This window comes from Psychrobacter sp. T6-6, from assembly GCF_052258185.1.
GTDB lineage: Bacteria > Pseudomonadota > Gammaproteobacteria > Pseudomonadales > Moraxellaceae > Psychrobacter.
This window is the reverse complement of the sequence record NZ_JBQQEX010000006.1, coordinates 53,155-78,853: the sequence shown is the minus strand read 5'-3', so window position 1 is coordinate 78,853 and position 25,699 is coordinate 53,155. Positions and strand designations below refer to the sequence as shown.

The 25,699-nt window shown below is 45.0% G+C and carries 24 protein-coding genes; 12 read left to right on the top strand and 12 right to left on the bottom strand.

From position 1 onward, the window contains the following. Window positions 1-28 precede the first annotated feature (28 nt). A complete protein-coding gene (locus ACTXGL_RS10375; RefSeq protein ID WP_443526712.1) occupies window positions 29-1,510 on the bottom strand; it encodes an ATP-binding protein in 1,482 nt (493 codons plus the stop codon). Between the two features lie 450 nt (window positions 1,511-1,960). Between ACTXGL_RS10375 and rpsP the strand changes: the two genes are divergently transcribed. From rpsP to rplS, 4 genes are all read left to right on the top strand, one after another. Continuing rightward, window positions 1,961-2,230 carry a 30S ribosomal protein S16 gene (gene rpsP, locus ACTXGL_RS10370; RefSeq protein ID WP_021812802.1) on the top strand — a complete coding sequence of 90 codons (270 nt, stop codon included), beginning with the start codon at window positions 1,961-1,963 and terminating at the stop codon, window positions 2,228-2,230. Window positions 2,231-2,395: 165 nt separating this feature from the next. Beyond that, window positions 2,396-2,929 carry a ribosome maturation factor RimM gene (gene rimM, locus ACTXGL_RS10365; protein ID WP_443526711.1) on the top strand — a complete coding sequence of 178 codons (534 nt, stop codon included), beginning with the start codon at window positions 2,396-2,398 and terminating at the stop codon, window positions 2,927-2,929. 76 nt (window positions 2,930-3,005) lie between these two features. Continuing rightward, complete coding sequence (gene trmD / locus ACTXGL_RS10360) at window positions 3,006-3,770, top strand: tRNA (guanosine(37)-N1)-methyltransferase TrmD (RefSeq protein WP_443526710.1); 765 nt, start codon at window positions 3,006-3,008, stop codon at window positions 3,768-3,770. Between the two features lie 205 nt (window positions 3,771-3,975). Next, a complete protein-coding gene (gene rplS / locus ACTXGL_RS10355) occupies window positions 3,976-4,395 on the top strand; it encodes a 50S ribosomal protein L19 (RefSeq protein WP_290176744.1) in 420 nt (139 codons plus the stop codon). A 230-nt stretch (window positions 4,396-4,625) separates the two neighbouring features. Here the strand turns inward: rplS and ACTXGL_RS10350 are convergent, their stop codons facing one another. Beyond that, a complete protein-coding gene (locus ACTXGL_RS10350; RefSeq protein ID WP_443526708.1) occupies window positions 4,626-5,186 on the bottom strand; it encodes a DUF4442 domain-containing protein in 561 nt (186 codons plus the stop codon). 408 nt (window positions 5,187-5,594) lie between these two features. On the opposite strand from ACTXGL_RS10350, the gene ACTXGL_RS10345 reads away from it, so the two are divergent. Continuing rightward, complete coding sequence (locus ACTXGL_RS10345; protein ID WP_443526706.1) at window positions 5,595-7,130, top strand: DUF3360 family protein; 1,536 nt, start codon at window positions 5,595-5,597, stop codon at window positions 7,128-7,130. A gap of 269 nt (window positions 7,131-7,399) precedes the next feature. After that, window positions 7,400-9,244 (top strand): excinuclease ABC subunit UvrC, encoded by a 1,845-nt coding sequence (uvrC, locus tag ACTXGL_RS10340; protein WP_443526704.1) that lies wholly within the window; start codon window positions 7,400-7,402, stop codon window positions 9,242-9,244. Window positions 9,245-9,709: 465 nt separating this feature from the next. Here uvrC and ACTXGL_RS10335 read toward each other — a convergent pair whose 3' ends face one another. The 8 genes from ACTXGL_RS10335 to urtA all read right to left on the bottom strand — a co-directional run bounded on the left by ACTXGL_RS10335 (window position 9,710) and on the right by urtA (window position 18,795). Further along, window positions 9,710-10,291: a dihydrofolate reductase gene (locus ACTXGL_RS10335; protein ID WP_443526703.1), complete on the bottom strand. Its 582-nt coding sequence runs from the start codon at window positions 10,289-10,291 to the stop codon at window positions 9,710-9,712. An 80-nt stretch (window positions 10,292-10,371) separates the two neighbouring features. Beyond that, window positions 10,372-11,241, bottom strand: coding sequence for a thymidylate synthase (locus ACTXGL_RS10330; RefSeq protein ID WP_443526701.1), 870 nt, complete (start codon window positions 11,239-11,241; stop codon window positions 10,372-10,374). Window positions 11,242-11,392: 151 nt separating this feature from the next. Next, complete coding sequence (gene lgt, locus ACTXGL_RS10325) at window positions 11,393-12,277, bottom strand: prolipoprotein diacylglyceryl transferase (protein ID WP_443526700.1); 885 nt, start codon at window positions 12,275-12,277, stop codon at window positions 11,393-11,395. Between the two features lie 308 nt (window positions 12,278-12,585). Then, entirely contained in the window at window positions 12,586-13,284 is a 699-nt protein-coding gene (urtE, locus tag ACTXGL_RS10320) for an urea ABC transporter ATP-binding subunit UrtE (protein WP_443526698.1), read from the bottom strand. Between the two features lie 98 nt (window positions 13,285-13,382). Continuing rightward, window positions 13,383-14,228: an urea ABC transporter ATP-binding protein UrtD gene (gene urtD / locus ACTXGL_RS10315; protein WP_443526696.1), complete on the bottom strand. Its 846-nt coding sequence runs from the start codon at window positions 14,226-14,228 to the stop codon at window positions 13,383-13,385. Further along, a complete protein-coding gene (urtC, locus tag ACTXGL_RS10310) occupies window positions 14,228-15,250 on the bottom strand; it encodes an urea ABC transporter permease subunit UrtC (RefSeq protein WP_443526820.1) in 1,023 nt (340 codons plus the stop codon). The genes urtD and urtC overlap by 1 nt, the downstream gene beginning before the upstream one ends. A 58-nt stretch (window positions 15,251-15,308) precedes the next feature. Further along, a complete protein-coding gene (gene urtB, locus ACTXGL_RS10305; RefSeq protein ID WP_443526819.1) occupies window positions 15,309-16,946 on the bottom strand; it encodes an urea ABC transporter permease subunit UrtB in 1,638 nt (545 codons plus the stop codon). A gap of 496 nt (window positions 16,947-17,442) precedes the next feature. Then, window positions 17,443-18,795, bottom strand: coding sequence for an urea ABC transporter substrate-binding protein (gene urtA / locus ACTXGL_RS10300; protein ID WP_443526694.1), 1,353 nt, complete (start codon window positions 18,793-18,795; stop codon window positions 17,443-17,445). Window positions 18,796-19,183: 388 nt separating this feature from the next. On the opposite strand from urtA, the gene ACTXGL_RS10295 reads away from it, so the two are divergent. Then, window positions 19,184-20,836 carry a DUF4139 domain-containing protein gene (locus tag ACTXGL_RS10295; protein WP_443526692.1) on the top strand — a complete coding sequence of 551 codons (1,653 nt, stop codon included), beginning with the start codon at window positions 19,184-19,186 and terminating at the stop codon, window positions 20,834-20,836. A gap of 93 nt (window positions 20,837-20,929) precedes the next feature. Next, a complete protein-coding gene (locus ACTXGL_RS10290) occupies window positions 20,930-21,754 on the top strand; it encodes an NRDE family protein (protein ID WP_443526691.1) in 825 nt (274 codons plus the stop codon). A 114-nt stretch (window positions 21,755-21,868) separates the two neighbouring features. On the opposite strand, the gene ACTXGL_RS10285 is transcribed toward ACTXGL_RS10290, so the two are convergent. After that, entirely contained in the window at window positions 21,869-22,387 is a 519-nt protein-coding gene (locus tag ACTXGL_RS10285) for an RNA pyrophosphohydrolase (protein WP_057761956.1), read from the bottom strand. A 477-nt stretch (window positions 22,388-22,864) separates the two neighbouring features. On the opposite strand from ACTXGL_RS10285, the gene ACTXGL_RS10280 reads away from it, so the two are divergent. Both ACTXGL_RS10280 and ACTXGL_RS10275 read left to right on the top strand, forming a co-directional pair. Beyond that, on the top strand, window positions 22,865-23,278 hold the full coding sequence (locus ACTXGL_RS10280) for an OsmC family protein (RefSeq protein ID WP_443526690.1): 414 nt from the start codon (window positions 22,865-22,867) through the stop codon (window positions 23,276-23,278). Window positions 23,279-23,289: 11 nt separating this feature from the next. Then, the gene (locus tag ACTXGL_RS10275) at window positions 23,290-23,718 is read left to right on the top strand and encodes an MAPEG family protein (protein WP_319051611.1); all 429 of its coding nucleotides are present in this window, start codon (window positions 23,290-23,292) and stop codon (window positions 23,716-23,718) included. Between the two features lie 46 nt (window positions 23,719-23,764). Here the strand turns inward: ACTXGL_RS10275 and ACTXGL_RS10270 are convergent, their stop codons facing one another. Further along, on the bottom strand, window positions 23,765-24,781 hold the full coding sequence (locus tag ACTXGL_RS10270) for a tRNA dihydrouridine synthase (protein ID WP_443526689.1): 1,017 nt from the start codon (window positions 24,779-24,781) through the stop codon (window positions 23,765-23,767). An 84-nt stretch (window positions 24,782-24,865) separates the two neighbouring features. Here ACTXGL_RS10270 and ACTXGL_RS10265 point away from each other — a divergent pair, with 84 nt between their 5' ends. Continuing rightward, window positions 24,866-25,270 carry a hypothetical protein gene (locus tag ACTXGL_RS10265; RefSeq protein ID WP_443526687.1) on the top strand — a complete coding sequence of 135 codons (405 nt, stop codon included), beginning with the start codon at window positions 24,866-24,868 and terminating at the stop codon, window positions 25,268-25,270. A 27-nt stretch (window positions 25,271-25,297) separates the two neighbouring features. Then, on the top strand, window positions 25,298-25,696 hold the full coding sequence (locus ACTXGL_RS10260; protein ID WP_443526686.1) for a hypothetical protein: 399 nt from the start codon (window positions 25,298-25,300) through the stop codon (window positions 25,694-25,696). The last annotated feature ends 3 nt before the right edge of the window (window positions 25,697-25,699 follow it).

Sequence of the window (25,699 nt, the reverse complement as noted above, 5' to 3'; positions counted from 1 at the left end):
TGTCACTCGATATATATGGGCGACAGTTTTATCGCGTTTCTTTATTTGCTGTAGCATTCTCGGTTGCAGAGGTATCGACCGTATCAGCTGCGATGGTATTATCTCCAGTAACTTTGGAGAGTAGGGGTATGCGTACGCATACTTGTAGCCCGCCATCAGGATGGTTAATGGCCTCCACCGTACCGTGATGTAACCTTGCGATACGATCGACGATAGCCAGTCCTAACCCACTACCTTGCGTCGTACGTGCGGTCTCCCCACGCTCAAACGGTTGCATAATCCGCTCTAACTGATCCTCTGCTACCCCGTTACCGCAGTCCCGCACACAAATCATCAATTGCTCTTGCGCCTCTTGGGTGACTACGTTCTCACTGACCACATCGCTATCTTCTTCTGGAGCCGTTTCTATAAACGTAGGTATTACTGTGGCTGAAAGATAAATCGGTGGTTTACCATAGCGATTGGCATTGTTGATGAGATTGATAATCAGACGTTTGATAGATAAGGGGCGCACCGGAACGACCTTATTACACTCTGATTGATATATAAATTTCATCGGAGCAAATTGCACCATGATTTCATTAAATATCGTATCCAAATTGGTTAGGCTGACGGGCTCATCAGAGCCGTCTTTCATAAACGAGATGAACTGCTCCAAAATGGCATCCATGTCTTCAATATCGTAAATCAACCCTTCACGAAAGAAATCATCTGGCAGCATCTCGGCAGTCAAACGCATACGAGTCAATGGCGTACGCAAGTCGTGTGAGATACCAGCAAGCATAATTGTCCGTTCTTTTTGCGCTTGGTTTAATGTCGTAAACAGACGGTTAAAAGCCATATTTACTTGACGTATCTCAGTAGGGCCCTTTTGCGTAGGTAAAGTGGTAGCGTGTCCTAAACGAATGTAATTGGTCGCTGCACGCTGCAAATAACGTAACGGGCGATTGAGTTGCCGTGCAAGCAAAATAATGGTCAGTAGGGATAATATCGGCAACCCAATCAAGAACAGTACGAGCAATGTCGGACTGTACTGTGAATAGTAAACTACTGGCTCACGAATCCAAAAACTGTCGTCGCGGCTGTCCTGTACCCAAAGCTGCGGCGTTGGCTTAAATTTAAAGTACACTTCGACAGGTCGACCCAGCTGTGCACCAATCTCACGCTGAAGCACGTCAGTAAAGAAACCGACAAACGCCTTATCAGCAACTTCAGGGAAATCACTGGGATTGTTGACGACGACGACGTGAGAATGCTGATAAACCCACTGACGGATATCAGGGCGGTACTGCCAGTCTTTATTAACGCTATTGATTAAGCGCAGCTCACTCGTCAAATAACGGGCGTGATTTTTGAGCTCTGGTAGATATAGACTGCGCCAAAAAAATAGAATTGACAAACCCACACTGATAAGAACAATAAAAGAGACCATCAAGGTCGTCAGCCAAGTGTTGGAGTAAGAGCTTGGTAGCCAACCTTTGCGACGTGGCTTTGAGTTTGGTGTGATCATATAAATCCAGCAGATTGAGAGATACTGTGTTGGGTTTGGTCTGGGGTTAAACCGCTGTACCGCGGCTAAGAAAGTCCAACTGATACCTTGAGTATGTGTAAAACCAAGCAAGCTACAATAATCATAGAATACCACATCCAATGAATAGTACCTTTATAGTACTCACCAAGGATAACCATTAAATACTTAAGATCAAAATAAAATCACTTATGCATAATTCGCTTGATGCCTAGTTTGGTTTAAAGACAGTTTGATACGTAATTAATTTGTTTGTATGAAGTGGCTACTGTGCGCATTTAAAAAACGCCTATCGACAATTATATTTTACACAGACTGGTATTTAAGCTATTGTTAATAAATAATTAAATATGCACAGTTTATGTTTTCAACAAATAAAGACTGTGATATAATTATGCCCTTTTTGGTATACCTGCGAAAGAGAGAATTCACATGGTTGTTATTCGTTTAGCACGGGGCGGTGCCAAGAAACGCCCATTTTATCAAGTAGTTGTTGCTGATCAACGCCGCGCGCGTGACGGTCGCTATATTGAAAACATCGGCTTTTTTAACCCACTCGCTAAAGAGTCTGAAGAAGCAGTACGCCTAAACATGGAAGCGTACAATGCGTGGATCGCAAAAGGTGCACAACCTTCAGATCGCGTTGCTTCATTAGCAAAAGCTTACAACAAGTCTGCCGCACAAACTGAAGCAACTGCTTAAGTTTTTGCTGTTACTGAGCCACTTATAGTCTAACTACAAGTTGATTCAGTAGACTTTAGAATACATAGCGTAACTGGTCTGACCAGGGTGCGCCATTAACTGTTTATCGCTTTTGACACAATTGTTTTTGCAATTGCTGTTGTAATCATTGTTAGGTTAGCTGCTATGTCATCCATTCCAAACGCTAGTGCCCTTATGAAAATCGGTCAGCTTAAGAAGCCTTACGGCATCAAAGGTTGGCTATGGGTATTCAGTGATACGGATGATCGTACAGCGATATTCGATATGAAGCCGTGGTGGATGAAAACTGCCACTGGTATGAAACCTTTGACTGTGAAAGCTTGGCGTGAGCAAGGAACAGGAATTGTGGCTCAATTTGAGCAGATTCCTGATCGTAATGTTGCTGAGACTATGAACGGTGTTACCGTTTGGGTCGAACAAAACGTCTTGCCTGAAACAGCTGAAGACGAATATTATTGGTCGGATTTGGTCAGTCTGCGCGTGATGAACGAGCAGGATGAGTATCTAGGCAATATCACTGAAATGTTTGAAACCGGTGCCCATGACATCATGCGCGTAGCGGCCAATTCAGACAGTTTGGATAATGAAGAGCGCCTAGTTCCATGGCACAAGCAAACTGTAATAGAGGTCAATATGACTGAAAAGACAGTACTTGTGGCATGGCCGAGTGATTATTAATATCGATTCTAGCTTTTAGTTAGACGTTATTGATATTTACACCGATTGTTTTAGCCTCAATGTAAGTAGACATCAGATGTATTTTGCCGTAATTAGTATTTTTCCTGAGATGTTTGCCACGATTCGTGAGTTTGGAATCACGGGACGGGCAGTGACTCAAGAGCAAGTTACGATTGAATGCATTAATCCACGTGATTATACCACTGATAACTATCGCCGTATTGATGAGCGCCCTTATGGTGGCGGTCCTGGGATGGTGATGATGGCTGAGCCATTATCGAAAGCCATCGAGGATGCCCGTTTGCGCGCCAGTCAGCATGGCTGCCGTATCGATAGCGAGCACTGTCCGGTGATCTATATGTCGCCACAAGGACAGACGCTTAGTGAGAGTAGCGTAGTCGGTATGACTGATTACGATGGCATGATTTTATTATGCGGTCGTTATGAAGGTATCGATGAGCGTCTGCTGTCACAGTATGTCGATATGGAAGTGTCATTAGGTGATTATGTGTTGACTGGTGGTGAGCTACCAGCGATGGTGCTGATGGATAGTGTAATACGTCGTCTACCTGATATCATGGGTGATGACAAGTCAGCAGAGCAAGACTCGTTCGTCGATGGCTTGCTTGACTGTCCACATTATACTAAGCCACATGAGTTTGCCGGCATGGCAGTTCCTGAAGTATTACTATCAGGTCACCATGCCAATATCGCCAAGTGGCGTTTTGCTCAGCAAGTCAGTCGTACGCAAACGCGTCGTCCAGATTTGTGGCAAGCGTTTACCCCAACGGCAGAGCAAGCGAAGTGGCTAAAAGCACTGGCAAAAGTAGATAAAAAGTAGATTTTCAAAATCTAGTTTTATCGCTTTTAAGCTTGATAAACAGTTAAAAGACAGAATTTTGAGCAATAATAAAACGAGTCATCACATAGTGGCCGTTGGTTATAACCCATTTACGTTGTGTCTCACTATAAAGAGATATAATTAATTATTACAAACAGGTGATATGCGTCAAGCCTCTATTATCTAATGTGAGGAGATAACTCTCATGAGCAACAAGCATCCATTGGTTCAGGTCATCGAAAATGCTCAATTGATTGAGCGCCCAAGCTTTGCACCCGGCGATACCGTTGTGGTACAAGTAAAAGTACGTGAAGGTGAGCGTGAGCGTTTACAGGCTTTTGAAGGCGTTGTAATTGCTAAGCGTAACCGCGGTCTAAACTCAGCGTTTACCGTACGTAAAATCTCAAGCGGCGTTGGTGTTGAGCGTGCATTCCAGTTGCATTCACCAATCATTGATAGCATTGAAGTGAAACGCCGCGGTGCTGTTCGCCGTGCGAAACTGTACTACTTACGTGAGCGTTCTGGTAAATCAGCACGTATCCGCGAAAAACTTGCGCCACGTCCAGCTCAGAAAAAGACTGATGCTGGCGTACCTGATGCCGTTGATACCGCACCTGGTATTTAAGCACAAGTTTGCCGTTTTGAGTTGATCGTATTATTTTAGGGTTGACTCAAGATAAGGTAATAGTAGATACAAGCCCTTATTCATAGGTTTATTTATAAATAAGCGGGCCATACCAAAAAAGACGAAACCCCAATCTATGCGTATGCTAGATTGGGGTTTTTGTATGTGTGCCATTATAAATGTAGATTTTATCAACCATCAATCATCAACCTAAGACTAACAATCAGTAGTTATTCAGGGTCAGGTGTTTCAATTCGGCTGACTTGCTCTTTAGACTTACTGTATTTTCGCAGTCGGATATATAACGTCTTAGTGACGGTAGCGATGAGTTTTTGTTGATCATCGACGATGTCGACTTTATATTCGCGGAATACAGCGTCACCATCTTTTGCCAGTTCTTGAATGGTAATGACTTCTGAGCTGGGTATTTTCATGCGTGCAGTGACTTTGCTATTGCCGGGCGCGACAAAGTCAATACTTGAGCTTTTGTCCCATACCACGTAGTTGCTACCCAGTTGATGCATCAGCATGAGCATGTAGAAGGGGTCAACCATCGAATATAAGCTACCACCAAATTGAGTACCGACGATGTTTTTGTTTAGCGTGGTCAGTCCCATGCTGACCACACATAATCCCTGATCGAGGCTGATATGGTCGATTTTGATACCTGCGCCAATGTATGGAGCATAAGTATTGAGTCGCAGCTTTAAAAGGTGCGGTGTCAGTAATGGCATGATACTTTGTTTTGCTCGACGCTTTAAAGTCTCAAAATTAGCGGGAAATACACTCATAGCTCTATCCTGTTGCTTTTTTCAATTTTTTGATATTACCAGTAGTACTGTTTTTCGGTATTGACTATCAGGTGAAGATCGTCAAAAAATATTTATCATAGTGAAAAATGGCTACGCTCGCTAGCTCTAAAGCGTAACCAAAAAAACAATATATTTATTTGGTATGCACTTATATATTGTCAATATAGCGCATCTACAAAGTTCTATTGGGCTTTGTACCATTACAAATGCAAACTTTCATTTATGTATTATAGTGAGACACACAGTATCTTTACATGAGTTTTGGGTCGCATTTCACCAATGCATAGCATACAATAGTTTGCAGTTTGCGATGGACACATTGATCTACTCAGTACTTGATCAGAGTATTAGCAACCATAAAAGACGTAATCCACACAAGGAAATGTGATGAGTAACCCTCAGACCCCTTCTCCGGGGTCTAATCCGACGCCGAACCTATCCGATCATGACAATAATAATGACAGTAACAGAGAGGGTAGCTATCCAGAATTACATAAGCCAAGCTCAAGCTTTGATAATCGCGATGCTTATCTGAACCATGAATTACAGATCATGCAGCCGAAGCGCTGGCGACCTAATTTGCCGTTTCGAGATTATCGTTTTGAGTATGAAGATACGATCCCAGCGATGGCAGCAACGATTGGCAAAGTAGTTATGGTGGGTGCTATTGCCGCAACGTTTGCAGGACCACTAGGGTTGGGCGATGCTTTTGTTCTAGAAAACGTACGCTATGAGCTATTGATTGTTTCGTTCTTCATTATCTTGTTTTCTGGTTTCTTATTACCGACAGCCAACCTGGCTGGTACTCATGGTCCACTCATTCCATTGATTCCTATTGTTGTGGCCGCTGGTGGTCACCCTATGGCATTTGGTTTGCTTATCGGTGCTTTTGGTCTACTCCTTGCTATCAGTAAAGGGGGGAGTTTGCTGGCCAACTTGACCAGTAAAGGCGTCTGTGGTGGTCTACTTATTTACTTAGGGTTTATTGGTACGACATCGCAGGTCAAAAATCTCTTTGCATGGTCAGAAAGTATTGGTATGACGCACATTGCTTTCTTTATTATTCTGGCGACTATCTTGCTATATGCCTTACTTGAGCATTGGCAAAAGCGCTGGCTTGCGGTACCGCTTAGCTGCGTACTGGGCGGCGGTCTTGCATTTGCATTGGGCGCGCCTTTTGAGTTTCAGACCGCGCCAGGTCTACCAAACATGAATCCAATGTATTGGTGGGGTGAAAACACAGGGTGGATGTTGGGTCTGCCCACGATTGAAAGCTTTATCGTAGTTCTACCATTTGCCATCCTAGCCGTTGCTATGTGGTCGCCAGATTTTTTGGGTCATCAAGTGTTTCAAAAAATCAGCTATCCCAAACGAACTGAAAAAGTACTTATGGACATTGATGATACGATGACCAGTGCGTCGTTTCGTCAAGTAGTGGGTTCGGTGCTGGGCGGTGCCAACTTTGCGTCGTCGTGGGGCACATACATTGTCCCAGCAGCGATTGCGAAGCGTCCGATTCCGGCTGGTGCGTTATTGACAGCACTATTCTGTGTTATCGCAGGGGTTTGGGGTTATCCGATGGATTTGGCCATCTGGCAGCCTGTGATGTGTGTGGCATTGATCGTAGGGGTGTTTATCCCATTGCTAGAAGCGGGCATGGAGATGACGCGCGAAGGAAAGACCACGCAGTCTGCTGCTATCGTGGTGTTTGCTTCTGCACTGGTCAATCCCGCTTTTGGTTGGTCGCTCACATTACTGCTCGATAATTTAGGCTTAATTGGCTCTAAAGAGCGCAGTGCGGGCTTATCTAAAATGAGCCGCTGGATCATACCAGGCATTATGTTTGTGGTGCTGACAGGGGTAATGGCTATCGTTGGTATGCTGCCTGGCATCCCAGCATTGATGGCAAGCTTCCGCCAATAATAAAAGCAGGGGACATGACTCTTTTTGTCGCTTCATTGATAAGCATAGACTGACTATACTCACTATTTTTACCTTGAATCGTCAAAAAATTGTCTCTATCAGTGCCATAGTTGAACGGTCAACATACCTTAAAATAAGATAAATCATACGAAGTCAGCATCAAGCTGGCTTTTTTGTGAGTCATCATACACGATCTACTCGCTTGTAAAATGAGCATTCCCGCCCCATAACTGGCTATATCAATTAAGGTTTTAAGAGCAAAAAAGTCTATGGTCAACGTCTCAGAAACAAGCCCTGTCGATGATGAAAAAGCCCGCCTCAAACATCTCATCAAACGCCTGCCAAACTTGCCAGGGGTGTATAAGATGCTGGGAAAAAACGGTGATATTTTATATGTGGGTAAAGCTAAGTCGCTAAAAAGCCGTGTGAACAGTTACTTTGCCAAGACGATTGATCATCCAAAGACGCGCGCATTGGTGGCTCGGATTCATAATATTGAGACCATTATCACGCGTAGTGAGACCGAGGCACTACTGCTCGAACAAAACCTCATCAAAGAACATCGCCCACCCTATAATGTCCTGCTGCGTGATGATAAATCATACCTCTATGTGTTTATCTCAGCCGATAAGCCTTATCCACGTTTGGCGTATGGACGCGGCAAAGGCAACCATCAAAAAGGTCGTTTTTTTGGCCCATTCCCATCCGCCCACGCCGCAAAAGAAACGCTGGTATTGATGCAGAAAATGTTTCAAATGCGTCAATGTACCAATACTTTTTTTAAGCAGCGTCAGCGCCCTTGTCTTGAGTATCAGATTAAGCGTTGCCGTGCGCCCTGTGTCGGTCTGGTATCGCCAGAGGAATATGCGGAAGATGTGAATAATACCATTCGGTTTTTGAAAGGTGACTCGGGTGATATTCATAGTACGCTAATTGAAAAAATGGAAGGGGCTGCTGAAGCGCTAGATTTTGAAAAGGCGGTGTTTTATCGTGATCAGCTGTCCATGTTACGCGAAGTGCAGGCAAGACAAGCAGTCTATACGGTACAAGGCGAGGCTGATGTAATCGCGATTGCCAGTCAGGCTGGCATGACCTGCGTCAACATACTGACCGTACGCGGTGGCCGCGTGTTAGGCGGCAAAAACTACTTCCCCGATGTGGATAGTAGTGAGTCGCTAGCAGATAATCTATCGGCTTTTATCACATCATTTTACTTTCAGGTGACCGATGACCTACCAGCCGAGATTATCTTGAGTCATGAGATACCAGATCAGGTGGCAGTGAGCGAAGCACTGGCAACGCATTTTGGCAGTAAAGTAACCATTAAGACCAATGTGCGCGAGCATCGCTCAGAATGGCTGGATTTGGCAACGCTCAACACCAGTAATGCGCTAAAAACCAAGTTGGGAGATTATCTAGAGCTGCATGCGCGCTTTGGTGCACTAAAGGACGTACTGGCTGATGTGACAGACCGCACCGTTGACCGTATCGAGTGTTTTGATATCTCTCATACGATGGGTGAGGCGACCATTGGTAGCTGTGTGGTGTTTGATCAAGGCGGCGCACGTAAGCGAGATTACCGTCAGTATGCTATTCATGATATCCAAGGCGGTGATGACTATGCCGCCATGAAGCAAGTGCTGACCAGACGCTACAAAAAGCAGCCATTGCCTGATCTATTGCTGGTTGACGGCGGGAAAGGACAGCTTGGTATCGCAAAAGAAGTGCTAACAGAATTGGGTATCCTAGGTGATACCTTGCTTATCAGTGTGGCAAAGGGCGAGGGACGCAAAGCGGGACTTGAGGTGCTACATTTCATCGATCATGAGCCGTTAGATCTGCCGATGGATAGCAAGGCGCTACATTTATTGATGCATATTCGTGATGAGGCGCACCGGTTTGCCATTACTGCGCACCGTAAAAAACGCGATAAGCGCCGCTCCTCATCGGTGTTAGAAGTTATACCGGGGCTTGGTGAAAAGCGCCGCCGCGATTTGCTTAACCACTTCGGCGGTATGCAGCAGTTGCTTGGCGCGTCACAGCAAGAGCTGGCAGGTGTGCAGGGAATTGGACCTGTACTCGCAAAAACAGTCTATAAAGTACTGCACGAGTAATTTTGTTCATTGCATAGAAAAAGACAAAATCCATTAGGATTTTGTCTTTTTAATATTAGAAAGTTTTAATTATTAAAAATCAAAACTCAACTGTTGATTCGGGTAACTGCGACAATGCTCGCAAACGTGTTCCCAGCGATTAAATCTATATCTCCAGTACCAACGTACGTGCACAGCTTTAGGATAACCGCATTGAATGGCCATTATGACCTCCATGATTATGATGATAATTTCACAACAATGGAGACGTAGACGTTTATTAGCATTTGCTATAAAATATATGGACCTTCCGACAGGTATATAAAATATTTGCAATATGCTAACAATGGAGCCTAGCTCCACGGTTGTCTTATTTAAATGTTTTTTAAGCTCAGCAATTAGCGTTGCTGGGCTTTTTTAATTTTCCATATTTGATTTCTCCTCTTACGTTATATGCTTTTAAGTAGAATAGAAGACTAACTGACGTTAGGCTTCTACTTTATAAGTCGTAAATTTAAAGTTTAAATCACTTTTTTCATCATGCATCTGCTCAGACTCTTCTGCTACGTTGAAACGAGCAGGTAACTCAGGATAGAACGCATCACCATCGGTAATATCAGTATCTACGTGGGTCAGTTCAATACGATCGGTATACATCAGCGCTTCACTGAATACACGCTCACCGCCAATCACCCAAATCGTATCTAGGTGTAGCCCATGTGCCAAACTTGCCGCGTGAGTGAGTGCATCGTCCAAATTATGAACCACATGCACGTGGTCATGTCCGACTAGCCCTTGCTGCTCTGCATAGTCCATCCGGGTAGAGATGATGAAGCACACACGTTTGGGTAGTGGCTTGCTATCCATTGACTCAAATGTTTTACGGCCCATGATAACGATGCCCTGCATATCACTACTAGATGCAGTATTTTGCGGATCGCGTGTGGTCATTTTTTTGAAATGTTGCAGATCTGCCGAGATGTGCCACGGTAGTTTATTGTCTTTACCGATACAACGATTGCTACTTATGGCAGCGATCTGGGCGACTTCAGTGTGGGCATAGCTCATAATGTGTCCTTTATACTATATTTTTAAACGTTTATATTTCTAAATTTTGATCTTACGTAGAGCGGGTACTAAGACCAGCTCTATACAGCAACTTTTGCCTTGATAGCAGGGTGCGACTCGTAGTCATTGACGCTAATATCTTCATATTTAAACGCAAATATATCTGTGATATCCGTATTCAAAGACAGTGTTGGCAGCTTATAAAGCGAACGTGTCAGTTGCAACTCAGCTTGCTCGCGGTGGTTTTGATAGATATGGCAATCACCACCTGTCCAGACGAACTCACCGACATCCAGACCGCAAACCTGTGCCACCATGTGAGTCAATAACGCATAGCTGGCGATATTGAATGGCACACCCAAAAATAAATCAGCCGAACGCTGATACAGCTGACAAGAGAGTTTGCCGTCTGCCACAAAGAACTGAAACAACGTATGACAAGGGGGCAGTGCTACTTGCTCTGCCTCACCTGGATTCCAACCTGAAACAATCAAGCGGCGCGAGTTAGGATTGGTTTTTATTTGTTCGACCACTTGTGCAATTTGATCGACGCCATCAGAATTATAACTGGCGTCTTCATTTTTGGTCGCGCCATAGTTGCGCCATTGATGACCATATACTGGGCCAAGATCACCTTCGGGACGATTGAAGCGTGCGGTTTGCTCCGCTATTGCCCACTCATTCCAAATGCGCACTCCATTGTCTTGTAGGTACTGAACATGAGTGCTACCACTCAAAAACCATAGCAGTTCGTAAGCAATAGATTTGAAGTGAACCTTTTTGGTGGTTAGCAGTGGAAAACCTTCTGCTAAGTCAAAACGCAACTGCGCACCAAAGTGACTCAGCGTACCCGTACCCGTACGATCACCTTTTTCGGTACCGTTGTCTAAGACGTGGCGTAGCAAATCAAGATACGCTTGCTCGTTATTACTGTGGTTACCATTGATCATAAAAATGCTCTTTAGTTACTGCTGACAGTAGCTACCGACTAGTCAAATAACCGATACCGCCGCTGTCATTATGAAAAGTATTGCTAGGGTAGGTGCTGCGACCATTTACCCTATTATTCAAGTTATCCATCACTCTACTGGGAGCACAGCCTTAGTAAGCCGCTTGTTTGCCCCAGTCGTAGATGCCGCGCTTGTAAGCGTAACCGATCAAAAACAGACCAATAATAATCATCGGTGCGCTCAATATCTGACCTTTGGTCATCCAACCGAGCAAGATAAACCCTTGATCAACGTCTGGCTGACGGAAGAACTCAATGATGAAACGGCTCAAGCCATAGCCCAGCATAAAGACACCAGTCACCGCCATGCGTGGACGGGGTTTTGATGAATACCACCACAGGAATAAGAACAATAGCAGACCTTCGGCAAAGGCCTCGTATAGCTGTGACGGATGACGAGGTAGTAGGTACTGACCATTGACCTCAGTCATAACGTCTTGCAGTGCCGGATTGGCCTGTAGCTGCTGCATATCAAACCCAGCCGCTTGGGGAAAGTAGGTGAGCCAGTTATAGCCACCATCAGAGACGCGGCCCCATAGCTCGCCGTTGATATAGTTACCGATGCGACCAAACAGCAAACCCGTCGGTACGCAGGGTACGATAAAATCAAGCACTTGAAACGGTGTCTTTTTATACTTGCGAGCAAAGTACAGCATACCTAGCATCACACCGATCAGACCGCCATGGAATGACATACCGCCTTCCCAGACTTTGAACAAGTAGGCAGGGTTTTGTAGCAGCTCGCTAAATTGATAAAACAACACATAACCGACACGGCCGCCTAAGATAACGCCAAGTGCGCCAAAGAACACTAAGTCTGAGACCATATCTGTCGTCCAGCCCTCACGCTTGGTACTGCGATACCATGCCAGGCCATAAGCGGCAGCAAATGCCAGTAAATACATCAGCCCATACCAGTGGACTTCGACAGGTCCCAGTGCTAAAGCGACAGGATCGTACTGAGGGTGAATCGTCATAAGAGTGTCATAATATTGATAATAAAGTGCTGACTATAATAGCAAATTTCATGCGCCCAGCATACATAATTGCTATGACGCCAGTTAGGGGGCGCTAGGAGATTTACTATTGGTGTTGAGGGTCGTTGATAGAGTGCTAGGCAAGAGGTGTGAGAGATAAGGAGCGTTAGATCTCAGATATAGCCGCAGTGATAGAAGAAGGGGTTGAGGTGACCATAGGAGGTTCTTGATAGTGGACAGTCTAAGAAAAGTATGGCGTTCTTAGCGCATAAAAGATGCCCACTACCAAGTAGATAGGATTGAAACAATTAGATAGCCACCAGTTCTTGTACGTTGTTGTCGACCATGGTGTCGCCTGCACCTTGAGACACAACCTTGCCCCGTGATAGCACTGTATAGTTATCAGCGAGCTCTTCGGCAAACTCATAGAACTGCTCGACCAACACAATCGCCATATCACCCTTGTCTGCTAAGTCGCGAAGCACGCGGCCGATATCTTTGATAATAGACGGCTGTATACCTTCGGTTGGCTCATCCAAGATCAATACTGATGGCTCGGAGGCGAGCGCACGAGCGATAGCAAGCTGCTGCTGCTGGCCACCAGACAGATCACCGCCGCGACGATGCTTCATCTCATCGAGCACTGGAAAGATATCATATAAATGCTTGGGTACTTGCTTGGCTTTACTGCGTGAGAATTTTGCCATACCAATCAAGATATTTTCTTCTACCGTCAGTGTCGAAAAGATATCGCGACCTTGCGGTACATAGGCCAAACCTGCTCGGACACGCTGCTCTGGTGACATCTTACTGATGTCTTTATCGTTGAGTAAGATTTGCCCTGATTTGATCGGCAATATACCCATTAAGCATTTGAGCAGCGTGGTTTTGCCCACGCCATTACGCCCAAGTACCACGCTGCACGCGCCTATAGGTGCTGTGAACGAGACGTCTCGTAAAATATGACTGCCGCCGTAATATTGATTGATGCCATTGACTTGTAACATGACGGTCTCCTAACCTCTACATTGTTTTCTGATGTCTATATTGTCTAGCCGTGTATTTACTCGAGATACACTTGATCATCACTCTAGCTATTGACCAATTATCGGCCCAAATAGGACTCAATAACCGCTTCATTGGCTTGCACTTCCGCCAAAGTACCTTCGGCTAATATCGCCCCTTGTGCCAATACTGTGACTTTTTCACTGATAGCATCGATAAAAGTCATGTCATGCTCAACCACCACTAGAGTATGATTTTTCTTTAGTCGTAGACATAGCTCTGCTGTATGCTCGGTTTCGGCATCGGTCATGCCTGCTACTGGCTCATCGAGCAAAATAAGCTTGGGGCTCTGCATCAGCAGCATGCCAATCTCTAGCCATTGCTTTTGACCGTGAGAGAGCAGCCCGGCAGGTTTGTTGGTTTTGTCGGTCAAACGAATTTGTTCAAGAGTAGCATCGAGTGTGTCGCGAGTATCGGCATCGAGTTTGTTAAATAAGCTTTTAGCAACGCGCTTATCTTTTGGCGCCGCAAGTAGTAAATTATCCATGACATTAAAATTTTCAAATACGGTGGGCTTTTGAAACTTACGACCGATACCTGCTTCAGCGATTTCTTCGGTAGATAGGCTAGCAAGGTTATGCGTTTGACCAAAAAATACACTACCGTCAGTAGGGCGGGTCTTACCAGTGATGACATCCATCAGCGTGGTTTTACCTGCACCATTGGGACCAATAATACAGCGTAGCTCGCCCTCTTCGATATAGAGTGAGAGATTGTTGAGTGCTCGAAATGAATCAAACCAAACGCTCACATCTTCTAGGTATAGCGCAATACCGTGGCTAAAATCGACGCCTGATGGCTTAGGATGACTGCGTCCCGTACCGCCATGAGTACGCCCATACTCATTGATAAGCTGCTCAGTCGTTGATGGTTTATCACTTAGCATTATTGTTTCTCCTTTTTGAATCGGTCAAACAAGCCCATAATGCCATTGGGTAAAAACAAGGTGACTACGACGAATAGCCCGCCTAATATCAATAGCCAAAACTCAGGGTAAGCGACTGTAAAGTAGGTTTTGACCGCATTCACCACACCCGTTCCCAAAATCGCACCGATCAAACTTCCTCGGCCGCCAGTCGCGACCCAGACTGCCATCTCGATTGAGTTCACAGGGTTCATTTCACTCGGGTTGATAATACCGACTTGCGGCACATAGAGCGCGCCTGCGATACCAGCAATGACAGCGGACAATACCCAAGCGGATAGCTTGTACCATAGGGTACGATAACCCAAATACTGCAAGCGGTTTTCGCTATCGCGAATCGCACCCAGTACGCGTCCATAAGGCTGGTTCATCAAATGACGCAAACCCATGTAAGACACCAGCAGTGCCAAAGCAGTCACGAAACATAGCACGGCACGGGTTGAGGCAGCCGTAATATCGTAGCCTAAAAGGGTAGTGAAACCAGTAAAACCATTATTACCACCGAAGCCTGTTTCGTTACGGAAGAATAGCAACGCTGCAGCATATACCATTGCTTGGGTGATGATGGAGAAATATACGCCTTTGATCTTGGAGCGAAAGGCAAAAAAACCAAAGATAAAGGCAATCAGTCCTGGTACTAAGACTACTAATGCTACTGCCCACCAAAAATGCTGCGTACCTGCCCAGTACCATGGCATCTCAGTCCAGCTCAGAAAACGCATAAAATCAGGCAAGCCATTGCCAGCAGTCTCACGCGTTAAGTACATACCAAACGCATAACCACCCAACGCAAAATATAGACCATGTCCCAAGCTTAGAATGCCAGCATAGCCCCAGACCAGATCTAGTGCTAATGCTACCATCGCCAGTGCCATGATCTTACCAATAAGCGTGATCCAATAAGCTGAGAGATGAAAAGGTGAGGTCTCTGGCATTAGGTGTAGCCAAGGGAGTATTAAAAGTATGGCAAAACATAAACCGATTAAAATGGCACTGCGCCGCGAGTCAGACAGTAATTTGGTCAGTATCATAGAGCTCTCCTTATTCGACAAAGCGGCCTTTGAGGGCAAATAAACCTTGTGGCCGCTTCTGAATAAACAGAATCACAAGAACCAACAGCACAATCTTAGCCAATACTGCGCCAATACCAATCTCAAGTACGGTGCCACTGACACCCAATCCCAAGGCGGCCAATACCGCGCCCCACACTTGTCCGACACCGCCCACAACGACGACTAAAAACGTATCAATGATATAGGTCTGACCCAGATCAGGACCGACGTTGCCTACTTGCGCCAGTGCACAACCTGCCATACCAGCCAGCCCAGAGCCTAGACCGAATGCCATCATATCGATGCGTGCTGAAGGGATACCAACGGCACGCGCCATTTGACGGTTTTGAGTGACGGCGCGTATAAATAACCCAAAGCGAGTCTTGTTGAGCAAGTACACCAGTAGCGCCACGACGATGACCGTAAACACGATAATGGCGATACGGTTATAAGGTAGTACTAGGCTTGAGGACACTTGATACGCACCGCTGAGCCATGCCACGTTACTGACTTCAACGTTTTGTGCGCCAAAAATCATCCGCACCAGCTGCATGAGAATCAGACTCACGCCAAAGGTCGCTAATAGTGTCTCTAGCTCACGACCATATAACGGACGAATGACAATGCGCTCAATAATCATACCGATGATGGCGCTGACCAAAAATGCTGCGGGAATAGCAACAAGCAAGTACCAGCCCGCCATGTCTGGCATATAAGCTTGGAATGCGTTTTGCACCATATAGGTGGTATAAGCGCCAATCATGATCAGCTCACCGTGCGCCATATTAATGACGCCAAGCAACCCAAAGGTAATTGCAAGACCAAGCGCTGCTAGCAATAAAATACTGGCCGTACTCATACCAGTGAAAATATGCCCCGTCCACGTGCTTATCTGAATACGGCGTGCCACGCTATCTCTGGCATCAATTAGCGCTGCTTCGAGCGTAGGATCCACGTTATCGGCTGCAAGAGCGGACTCGATATCAACCAATACCTGCGGGCTGTCGCTATCGGCGAGTAGATTGACCGCGGCGATCTGAGTGGGGAGGTCACCGTTTTTGAAGTCAATACGAGCTTGTAGTGCGGCTAATGCTTTTTTGACTTTGGTATTGTCTTCATTTGCGGCTGCTGCTGTGATAATGGCTGGATCGACTTGATCGATGTTATTAGCCAAAATCTCCACCGCTTGCAGGCGCTGAGCTGGCTTATCAGATTCGAGCTTTACCTTTGCCTGTCCAAAAATAAGCGCTGAGCGTAATGTGTTGGTCAACGTTATTTGTGATAAATCACTAGGCCAGTCTGACGTTTCTTTTTTGTCAGGATAAGTAAATAGCTGATCCTCTGCATTGAGCAAATAAGTCTGTCCATCATTGCCTTGGTATAGCTCGTCATTTGCAATCAACTCAACCAAACTGTCCAAACTCTCAACCGATCCTGGCCAATTGCTTAGCATGGCTTGGCGTTGACTAAAGTCTCCTGCCACAAATTGGGGAATAGCATCGCCTACAGTTGCTTGGCTAATCGTTGCTGGATGAGCAGTGGGAGATTTTGCAGGCGTTGAGGCATTAGCAGGTGTGGTCAATGACTGATCATTGTTTATGCGTAATGTGTCATTACCGTCGGTCATTGACTCCGATGTCGCAGCGACGGTGTTCGCAGATTGAGTGGCCTTAATCATATGGTCATGGGCATGTTCTGTATTACCATGGTCACCGTGATCAGCATGTGCAGTGGTGGCCAAGGTCGTTATGAATAACGTGGTGACTGCAAGTAGCCGCAAAATCGTGCACACTGAAAAACGAGTGACGTGCGTCATTAGCCCGCTTAACGATGCTTGTTGAGCGTTATCATTTTTGGACGATATTTGCCCTGCAAATGGGCGTAAAGTGTGGCGCTGCATATGCGGCTCCCTATGTTTTACAGACAACAAACCTTCAGCCTCTACCGCTCATGTCTTAAGCGATAAAGGTTTGATAAAGTTTGAAGGGTTTTAAAAGGTCAAACATAACTATAAAGTCAAACATAGCTATGGCGGTTGAACGCGCTCTGATTCGTGATTATGCTCAGGCGTTATAGGCTCACCAGCCATATATTTGTCAGCATACAGTCATTAAAAATACGATCTATTTAGGAATGTACTCGCTCCAAGGCTGAGCTTGGATGACTTCTGGCGTCTTAAAAATCGTATCAAATTGACCATCGGCACGAATTTGACCAATCATGACAGGTTTCCATAAATGATGGTTTTCCTCATCCATTTTTAGCGTGTAGCCTGAAGGCGCATCAAATGTCTGTCCAGCCATGCTAATACGTACTTTATCGACATCAGTGGTACCTGCTTGTTCAACGGCTTGTTTCCACATATTGATGCCCACATAGGTGGCTTCCATCGGATCATTGGTCACAACCTTTTCAGCATTTGGTAGTTTTTGATCTAGTGCATACTGCTTATAACGTTTGGTAAAGTCGCTGTTGGTTGGGTTTTTGATCGACATAAAGTAGTTCCATGCCGCCAAATGCCCTTGCAATAAACTGGTATCGATGCCGCGTAGCTCTTCTTCACCGACTGAGAATGCCATAACCGGAATGTCTGAGGCGTTGATACCTTGGTTGGCAAGTTCACGATAGAACGGAACATTTGAGTCGCCATTGATGGTAGAGATTACGGCTGTCTTTTTGCCTGTTGAGAACTTTTTGACATTGGAGACGATGGTTTGATAATTACTAAAGCCAAACGGTGTGTACTCTTCCATGATGTCTTCATCAGCAATACCTTTTGACTTTAAGAACGCCTTTAAGATCTGGTTGGTGGTTCGTGGGTAGACGTAATCAGTACCTAACAGTACAAAGCGTTCTGCGCCGCCACCTTCTTCACTCATTAAGTATTCAACCGCGGGTATAGCCTGCTGATTAGGCGCTGCGCCAGTATAAAAGATGTTTTCTGATTGCTCCTGTCCTTCGTACTGCACAGGATAGAACATCAAGCCATTTAGCTCTTCAACCACTGGTAATACTGACTTGCGTGATACTGATGTCCAGCCACCAAAAATAACATCTACTTTGTCTTGGGTGAGTAGTTGACGGGCTTTTTCAGCAAACAACGGCCAATCAGAAGCAGGATCAACGACCACAGGTTCTAGCTGTTTGCCGAGTACGCCGCCGCTGGCATTAATCTCATCGATGGTCATGAGTGCCGTGTCTTTTAGAGAGGTTTCGGAGATTGCCATGGTGCCAGATAGTGAATGCAAAATGCCCACTTTGATGGTGTCGCCATCAGCAGCAGGAGTCGTCGTTGTTTCTGTAGTGGTTTCGGTTGTTGTCTCTGTAGAGGTCGCCGTTTCAGCAGGTTTTTGACAGCCAGCGAGGCTCAAGCTACCAACGACAGCGATGGTTAATAGTGAGAAGCGAGATTTGATTTTGCTGGGTAAGTGAGAGTCAACACACTGAGGATTGGCTAAAGTTGGTAACGAAAACATGGACATCTCCTAAATAAACACAAAAAGTAAAAATACTGCTGCTGAACAATAATTAAGACTTCAAGTTCTGTGCCAAGTCAAAAAAGTCAGTAATCGAGTAATAATTGAGCAATAATTAAATCTTGTCGGTTGTTTTCATTAATTTAGTGCACGATTGTTAATAAAAGTGCACCATAAAGGGGAGAGGAATAAAAAGTTGGTGCAGTGTATAGAGCAGCACACTGAAATAGAGAAGCTCTCATTCAAAGACCTGAGGCGATAAAAAAGTTTCTATTAAAAACGGTCAAAACGGCTACGGTAATCTTGCTAAGATAGAGGTTCTCTTATGCGCTTATCTGATATAAGACTGACGGTGACGCTAGGATAATTTCATTTTGAGGAATGACGTATGAATGTCCACCTAACACACTGGTCTGTCTCAAATGATCGTACCAGTATATTGTCTGCGTTCGCTCGAATGACGCGGCTCAATGTCCTGCCAGTGATATGCGGTAGCAGTGCAGTATGGGGTATATCTAGTGCACAAGCAGCTATCAGTAGCGTCGAGCAAGTGACTATCTATCAGGGACTGGCAAGTGTCACACGTTCGTTGCCTATCACAGAGAGTGGCGAGCAAACCGTGATATTCTCTTGCCTGTCACCTTATATAGATAAAGAAAGTCTAAGCGTACAGGCAATAGGTAATGTCAATATTGGTGAAATCAGTATTGAAGCGTTGAGTGGAGAGCAAGCCGCCCAATGCCAATACCAAGGCGATACTAAAGTGCAGACGCAGCAAAACACTCTAGCCAGTATCAATGCTGAATTAGAAGCGGCGCGCTTGGCAAAAGCATACTTACAAAATTTGACTAAAGCCACGCAAGTCAACACAGCGAGTACGATTGCAAATAACGCACGCGACATAGAAGCGCAAGCAACCCGCATTAACCAAAAGATTTTTAATATTGAGCGGCGACAGGCAAGTGCCCAAGACGCACTGAATCAGCTGATGGCGGGCAGCGCAACGTCAACCTCCAATGATGTGACACAGGTAAGTGTGCGCACTGCCAGTCGCTTGCCAAGTAGCGTTAAATTGCACTATCAAGTACAGGGTGCAGGTTGGGAGCCTACGTATCAGGCGCGTCTCAACACCAATAGTGATCAGTTGAGTCTCACCGCCTCGGCGATCATCGCCCAGCAAACGGGTGAGAACTGGACCAACGTACCTGTCACTCTCAGTACCGCTAATCCCAACCAAAGTGCGACAGGACAACTGCCATATGTACCGCGCCTATCGCTATATGAAGAAAACCAAAATGCTCAGTATGCATCAGCTATGGCGGATAACACGCCTGTAGTCGTGTCTGCAAGAGAGAGCTATAGCGACGACTCTAGCTCGCCAAATATGGCGCCGCTACCGAACTTTACGGTCAGTAGCCAGAACAAAAACGGTATCATCGAGTATCGGTTAGCGCAGCTGGTGAGTATCCCTAGTGATGGTAGACGGGTACGCACAGTTATTGGCGAGCAGTCTGGCGGCAGTAAGCTGTGGGTTCGAAGTACCCCTAGCGTTGAGACGACAGCGTATTGGTATGCATCAGCGCCATTTCTGACGCCAGAGTGGGTGGATGGGTCATTACAGCTGTACCGTGATGACAACTATGTCGGACAGTCGCGCTATAATTATCAGATGCTAAAAGAGCAGGGGATTGGTTTTGGCCGTGATTCAAATATTCTCGTGAAAGCGCTGATCAACGAAGATAAGCAAGGTGAAAAAGGTGTGCTAAGCCGCACACAAACCTTAACGACTACCCAAGCCTATCAATTTACTAACCAGCATAACCGCGCTGTACGCTTGCAAGTACTAGGTAGCGAGCCTATCAGCCGCGATGATAGTCTGAAAGTTACAGTCACCCACACGCCGCCTATCACTGATCGCAATTGGAATGACAATCAAGGCATGGTGGCGTGGGATTTTGACTTGCCGAGTAAACAGTCACAGGTTATACGCTCAACGTCTCAAATCAGTTACCCTGCTAATAAAATATTGAGTGGTAATTGATAACCGGCGCTTGATTAGTAAATCAGCTTTAAGTGATGATTTTTATTTTTACCGAAAATCTCGCGCCCAACATAAAATAATAAAAGGAATGCTATGTGTATTGTTGCCATTGCTTGGCAGTTATTTGACGAACTACCTTTAGTACTATTGTCCAATCGCGATGAGTTTTTACAGCGTCCGACGGATCCGCTACATCAGTGGGCTGACCAGCCTATTTATGCAGGACGTGATAGCCAAAGCGGTGGGACTTGGCTGGGCATTCATCAGCAGCCACTGCCAGATAAAGAAGGAAGCGTTATATATGAGCAGAACGGACGCTGGGCGGCAGTATTGAACTTTCGTGATGGTGTGCAGGCAGGTATTAATGAGCGTTCACGAGGTGAGCTGGTCACCCATTTTTTGACTAGTATGCTTAGTCCGATGACATTTGCACGGCAGATTGATTTGCAAAACTATGCAGGCTTTAACCTGATTATTGGTGACGCCACTCAAGCTGTCATCGTTAATAATCGCGGTCATGCACCCACGCCATTATATGCAGGTCTGCATGTCATATCTAACGGTCAGCCAGAATCAGCTTGGTTTAAGACAGAACGTCTGCGCGGCAGGCTGCGCCAAGAGGTGTTGCCATTGATTGCTGAGGACAGTTCGGCTGAATACTGGCAAGCGGCGGCATTCGATGTACTATCGGATAACACCAAAGCACCAGATGATCAGCTGCCAGAGACAGGTATGAGCACTGAGATTGAGCAAACCTTGTCCTCTGTTTATATTGAACCAATAGTTTTTGGTGATGTTAAAACCAACACACCAACTTATGGTACGCGAACTCAAAGCATTTTGACATTACGCAAAGATAGAGATGCAGATTTCACGACCGATATCATCAGCCGAGAATTTGACGGTAATCCAAAGTAGTCATCAATAGCGTTTTGAGAGTATAGGTCTAGGAGCATAAAAAACACCCACGGTAATTGCTAAAAATTCTAGCTATTATAGTGGGTGTTTTGCATCGTACTATTGAGTAACTCATTACATAAGCAGATGGTTATTCTGCTCAGGAATGATCAGTTCTTGCTTTAGGGGGAGTTCGCGTACCAATTCTTGCAAGGCACGGCGATAAACGCCTCGTTTAAAGTGAATTACTTGTCCGAGTGGGTACCAGTAACTGACCCATTGCCAATGGTCAAATTCAGGCTTCCCTTCATCGAAGCGAATATGTTGAGTATTTGGCTCATCTAAGCGTAGCAAAAACCATTTTTGTTTTTGCCCAATACACAAGGGGTGCTGGCCATGACGTACATAACGTTTTGGCAAACGATAGCGCAACCAGTCTTGCGTGACTGCCAATAAGTCTACGTGACGCGGATGTAAGCCGACCTCTTCCCAGAGCTCGCGATACATTGCATCCATCGGCGTCTCCCCGCGGTCGATACCACCCTGCGGAAATTGCCAAGCGTTGTGACCAATACGTTTTGCCCACAGAACCTGCCCTTGTGTATTTGCCAAGATGATGCCGACGTTGGCGCGAAAGCCGTCTGCATCTATCATGACTAAACCTTTTAATTTGTTTAAAAATAGCTCGTCCTAGATCCAAATCATAATAGCAATCGTAATTATTATAAGGTGATTGTTATTGATATCTGCCTAAAACGAGTTTCATTACCGTTATTAAACCAAGAAATAAGCAAAATGTGTAACAGTATTTTGCTATAAAATGTTTCACGAGTTTTACCTTTTAAAATCAACTATTTATAAATGAACTCTTGTATGTTTATAAGATAATGGTTTTGTAGGCGTGGTAATGAGCAGCGACAAATGCACTATTCCAAAACAATCAAAAGGTTTACGAAATAACAGCTTTATCAAAAATCGAAGAGTAAGAGTAGTGTATTTACTCATCGTGACACGGTAGCAGAACAATGGCTCTATAAAATCTTGCTTTGGCTTATGCTACACTAGCCAAGTGTTATATATTTCAAACAATAAAAATAGGCAATATGCCAATCAAAGTAAGGAGCATCTGCAATGTCAGAATCAAAAGCAAGCGTCACATGGCAAGAAAACAAAGCCTTTATGGGCGTGTCACCATCAGGGCATAACGTACAGCTTGATGCTGATAAAGAAAAAGGCTCAAGCCCGATGGAGCTGATCCTGCTAGGATTGGGTGGATGCGCCAGTTACGATGTCGTAGAGATTTTACAGAAATCACGCCAAGCAGTAACGGATGTACGTTGTGAGCTAACTGCCCAGCGCGCTGAGACCGTACCAGCAGTCTATACTGATATCCATATGCATTTCATTGTCACGGGTCAAGATGTCAAAGAAAAACAAGTCGAAAAAGCCATTAATTTATCAGCAGAAAAATACTGCTCTGCTAGCCGTATGCTAGTGGAAGGTGGGGTCAACATTACCCACGATTTTGAAGTGATTGCAGGTTAGGGACTTATACAATGATCAGTGCACTCTTTGACTTAGTTTCTGATAAAGTTGCCTCCGCTATCTGGGCGATGATAGCCGCAAGTTTACTGCCATGGGCAGTATCTTTAGTGGCAAAAATATCCGGTGGATTTAGAATCAGAAACAATGCGCATCCACGTGACTTTATGCAAAGCACTACTGGTATTGCTGCACGCGCTGATGCCGCACAAAAAAACAGCTATGAAACCTTACCTGTATTTTTAGCAGCTGTACTGACAGCGATGCTACTCTTTGTACCGCAGTCTATTATTAATGTATTGGCTTGGTTGTATGTAATGATTAGGATTGGCTACTGCACCGCTTATATTACCAACTTATCGACATTTCGCTCTATTCTCTGGGTATTGTCGATGGCATGTTGTCTAATGCTGTTTTATTTAGCGATACGAGTCAGCGTATAGCACTGCCCATTGTTACTTATAAAGCAAGCCACGTATGACTAGGTGATTATTTTTGCACACTCGCTTGTAGTGCGCTAATAATCACCGCTTTATTTTTTTCTCTTTTAATCCTTTCCCATAATGTTTGCGCCTCAGCATAGCCTTTGGTAAGCATACCTAGCCACTGCTTATAACGACCGACCAACACCACATCATTCTTTGCTGCGCCCTCCAAAAACTTAATCTGATGGGCGATCAAATCTTGCCATAACAATGTAGAGGCATTCTCTAGACTTTCAGTATTGCTCTCAGCATTAGCATTAGTATGGCTATCGACCTGTGCAACCAGATCGGGACGCGTGACTGCACCGCGACCTAACATCAAATGATGCGTTGCCGACTGCGTCATACAGTCATTTGCTTGCGCTGCTGTCCATATTTCCCCGTTGGCAATGACTGGAATATCGAGCGCATTAAAACTTTGGATTTTGTCCCAATAGGCAGGCGGCTTATAGCCTTGGGTCTTGGTGCGGGCATGAATAGTGAGCCAGTCAGCGCCACTTGCGGCAATCGCGCCGCGAATATCATCCATTCGGCTAGTATCGGTATAGCCCAAGCGAATCTTTGCTGATACAGGAATATGCGCGGGCACAGACAGACGTACTGCACTGATAATCTGATACATGGTTTCGGGTTCATCTAACAATACAGAACCCCCACGATGGCTATTGACCGTCTTGGCAGGGCAACCGAAGTTGATATCAATCGCAGGTGCGCCAAGCTCGCAAGCATAAGCAGCGTTTTCTGCCATCAGCTGCGCGTCGCTACCCAAAATCTGCACATGGATGGGCGTGCCAGAGGCGGTCTTGGCATCATGATGGAGTTCGGGGACGTACCTATAGAAAACATGCGCAGGCAAGACATGCTGAGTAATACGAATAAACTCACTCACTGACCAATCATAAGGACGCCCTAAATCTGATGCAATCTGCGTTAGAATTTGGCGCATCAATGGATCGGTCAAGCCTTCCATGGGTGCGAGGAGGCGGACGGGGTTGGCAAATAGGTTTTCTGATAGAGGCATATATTCAAAAGACTGTTTTTAATAAATGTAAAATAATTTCATTCTAGTATTATAGTCCTTAATAAATTAAAACAGGACTTTATTATGTCTGAAATACGAGTAGAGTCAGTCAAAAGTATTCCGCTTTATAGTGTTGTACCGTTAATTAATCATATAAGTTATGATTCATGGTTATTAAGAGTGTCTTTATTCTTTTCAACTGAAGAAATACGGCAAATGGTGTACGTCGATTTCACTGATATTATTGGATTTAGAGTATTAGATAATGGAAACCTTGTTGAATTTTGGAATGATGATTGCCCGAACGGTTGGCTATGGGAGGTTAACGATGGAGGTTGGTTCGACTTAGAAAAACAGCGAGAAGGCTTTGTAACAGGTTATTTTGAAAAAGACCTATTAACAGAGTATCTAGTAATCGGAATAGACGACTGTATTAGCATTCTATCCCCTAGTGCACCAAAAATTACTACAGTAGATCCTCTACTTTAAAAACAGATTAGCTACTTGGGATAAAATATGCACAATACGTTTAGAAGGTGGTTAACAGAGTTAGAAGACATGGTAGTGATATGTGCTGAAGATATTCATCAGGAAGCAGCGCAAAACATAGTTAGCTTTGGCTTTAACCAAGATCTACTTGTAGAGTGGAGCGAAGATTCTGTCATAGAGTTTATTAGTAAATGCGCTAATTTATATCATAGAAAAAGTGGTGTTTCAGAAATGCTATTTTATGCATGGTTCGATGAGCAAGCAGGACAAATCAGAATTTCTGCCGTCAGCCAGTCGCACAAAAAACTGCCTTTTAGATGCGAGCTAAATCAAGTGACTTTAAATGAACTGGTGAACGGAATCTATGCTGATGATTCTGGCTTATATACAAAAGGGAAGTTAGATATATGGCAACAGAAGGTTTAAAAA

Excerpts from the sequence above, each read along its gene's own strand:
- ACTXGL_RS10295 (WP_443526692.1), top strand. The coding sequence starts at position 19,184 with ATGAATGTCCACCTAACACACTGGTCTGTCTCAAATGATCGTACCAGT.
- urtA (WP_443526694.1), bottom strand. The coding sequence starts at position 18,795 with ATGTTTTCGTTACCAACTTTAGCCAATCCTCAGTGTGTTGACTCTCAC.
- ACTXGL_RS10335 (WP_443526703.1), bottom strand. The coding sequence starts at position 10,291 with ATGAGCTATGCCCACACTGAAGTCGCCCAGATCGCTGCCATAAGTAGC.
- trmD (WP_443526710.1), top strand. The coding sequence starts at position 3,006 with ATGTATTTTGCCGTAATTAGTATTTTTCCTGAGATGTTTGCCACGATT.
- ACTXGL_RS10270 (WP_443526689.1), bottom strand. The coding sequence starts at position 24,781 with ATGCCTCTATCAGAAAACCTATTTGCCAACCCCGTCCGCCTCCTCGCA.
- ACTXGL_RS10265 (WP_443526687.1), top strand. The coding sequence starts at position 24,866 with ATGTCTGAAATACGAGTAGAGTCAGTCAAAAGTATTCCGCTTTATAGT.
- urtD (WP_443526696.1), bottom strand. The coding sequence starts at position 14,228 with ATGCTAAGTGATAAACCATCAACGACTGAGCAGCTTATCAATGAGTAT.
- ACTXGL_RS10290 (WP_443526691.1), top strand. The coding sequence starts at position 20,930 with ATGTGTATTGTTGCCATTGCTTGGCAGTTATTTGACGAACTACCTTTA.
- ACTXGL_RS10275 (WP_319051611.1), top strand. The coding sequence starts at position 23,290 with ATGATCAGTGCACTCTTTGACTTAGTTTCTGATAAAGTTGCCTCCGCT.
- ACTXGL_RS10345 (WP_443526706.1), top strand. The coding sequence starts at position 5,595 with ATGAGTAACCCTCAGACCCCTTCTCCGGGGTCTAATCCGACGCCGAAC.
- rimM (WP_443526711.1), top strand. The coding sequence starts at position 2,396 with ATGTCATCCATTCCAAACGCTAGTGCCCTTATGAAAATCGGTCAGCTT.
- ACTXGL_RS10330 (WP_443526701.1), bottom strand. The coding sequence starts at position 11,241 with ATGATCAATGGTAACCACAGTAATAACGAGCAAGCGTATCTTGATTTG.
- ACTXGL_RS10350 (WP_443526708.1), bottom strand. The coding sequence starts at position 5,186 with ATGAGTGTATTTCCCGCTAATTTTGAGACTTTAAAGCGTCGAGCAAAA.
- ACTXGL_RS10280 (WP_443526690.1), top strand. The coding sequence starts at position 22,865 with ATGTCAGAATCAAAAGCAAGCGTCACATGGCAAGAAAACAAAGCCTTT.
- ACTXGL_RS10285 (WP_057761956.1), bottom strand. The coding sequence starts at position 22,387 with ATGATAGATGCAGACGGCTTTCGCGCCAACGTCGGCATCATCTTGGCA.
- urtE (WP_443526698.1), bottom strand. The coding sequence starts at position 13,284 with ATGTTACAAGTCAATGGCATCAATCAATATTACGGCGGCAGTCATATT.
- ACTXGL_RS10375 (WP_443526712.1), bottom strand. The coding sequence starts at position 1,510 with ATGATCACACCAAACTCAAAGCCACGTCGCAAAGGTTGGCTACCAAGC.
- urtB (WP_443526819.1), bottom strand. The coding sequence starts at position 16,946 with ATGACCGACGGTAATGACACATTACGCATAAACAATGATCAGTCATTG.
- ACTXGL_RS10260 (WP_443526686.1), top strand. The coding sequence starts at position 25,298 with ATGCACAATACGTTTAGAAGGTGGTTAACAGAGTTAGAAGACATGGTA.
- rpsP (WP_021812802.1), top strand. The coding sequence starts at position 1,961 with ATGGTTGTTATTCGTTTAGCACGGGGCGGTGCCAAGAAACGCCCATTT.
- uvrC (WP_443526704.1), top strand. The coding sequence starts at position 7,400 with ATGGTCAACGTCTCAGAAACAAGCCCTGTCGATGATGAAAAAGCCCGC.
- lgt (WP_443526700.1), bottom strand. The coding sequence starts at position 12,277 with ATGACGATTCACCCTCAGTACGATCCTGTCGCTTTAGCACTGGGACCT.
- rplS (WP_290176744.1), top strand. The coding sequence starts at position 3,976 with ATGAGCAACAAGCATCCATTGGTTCAGGTCATCGAAAATGCTCAATTG.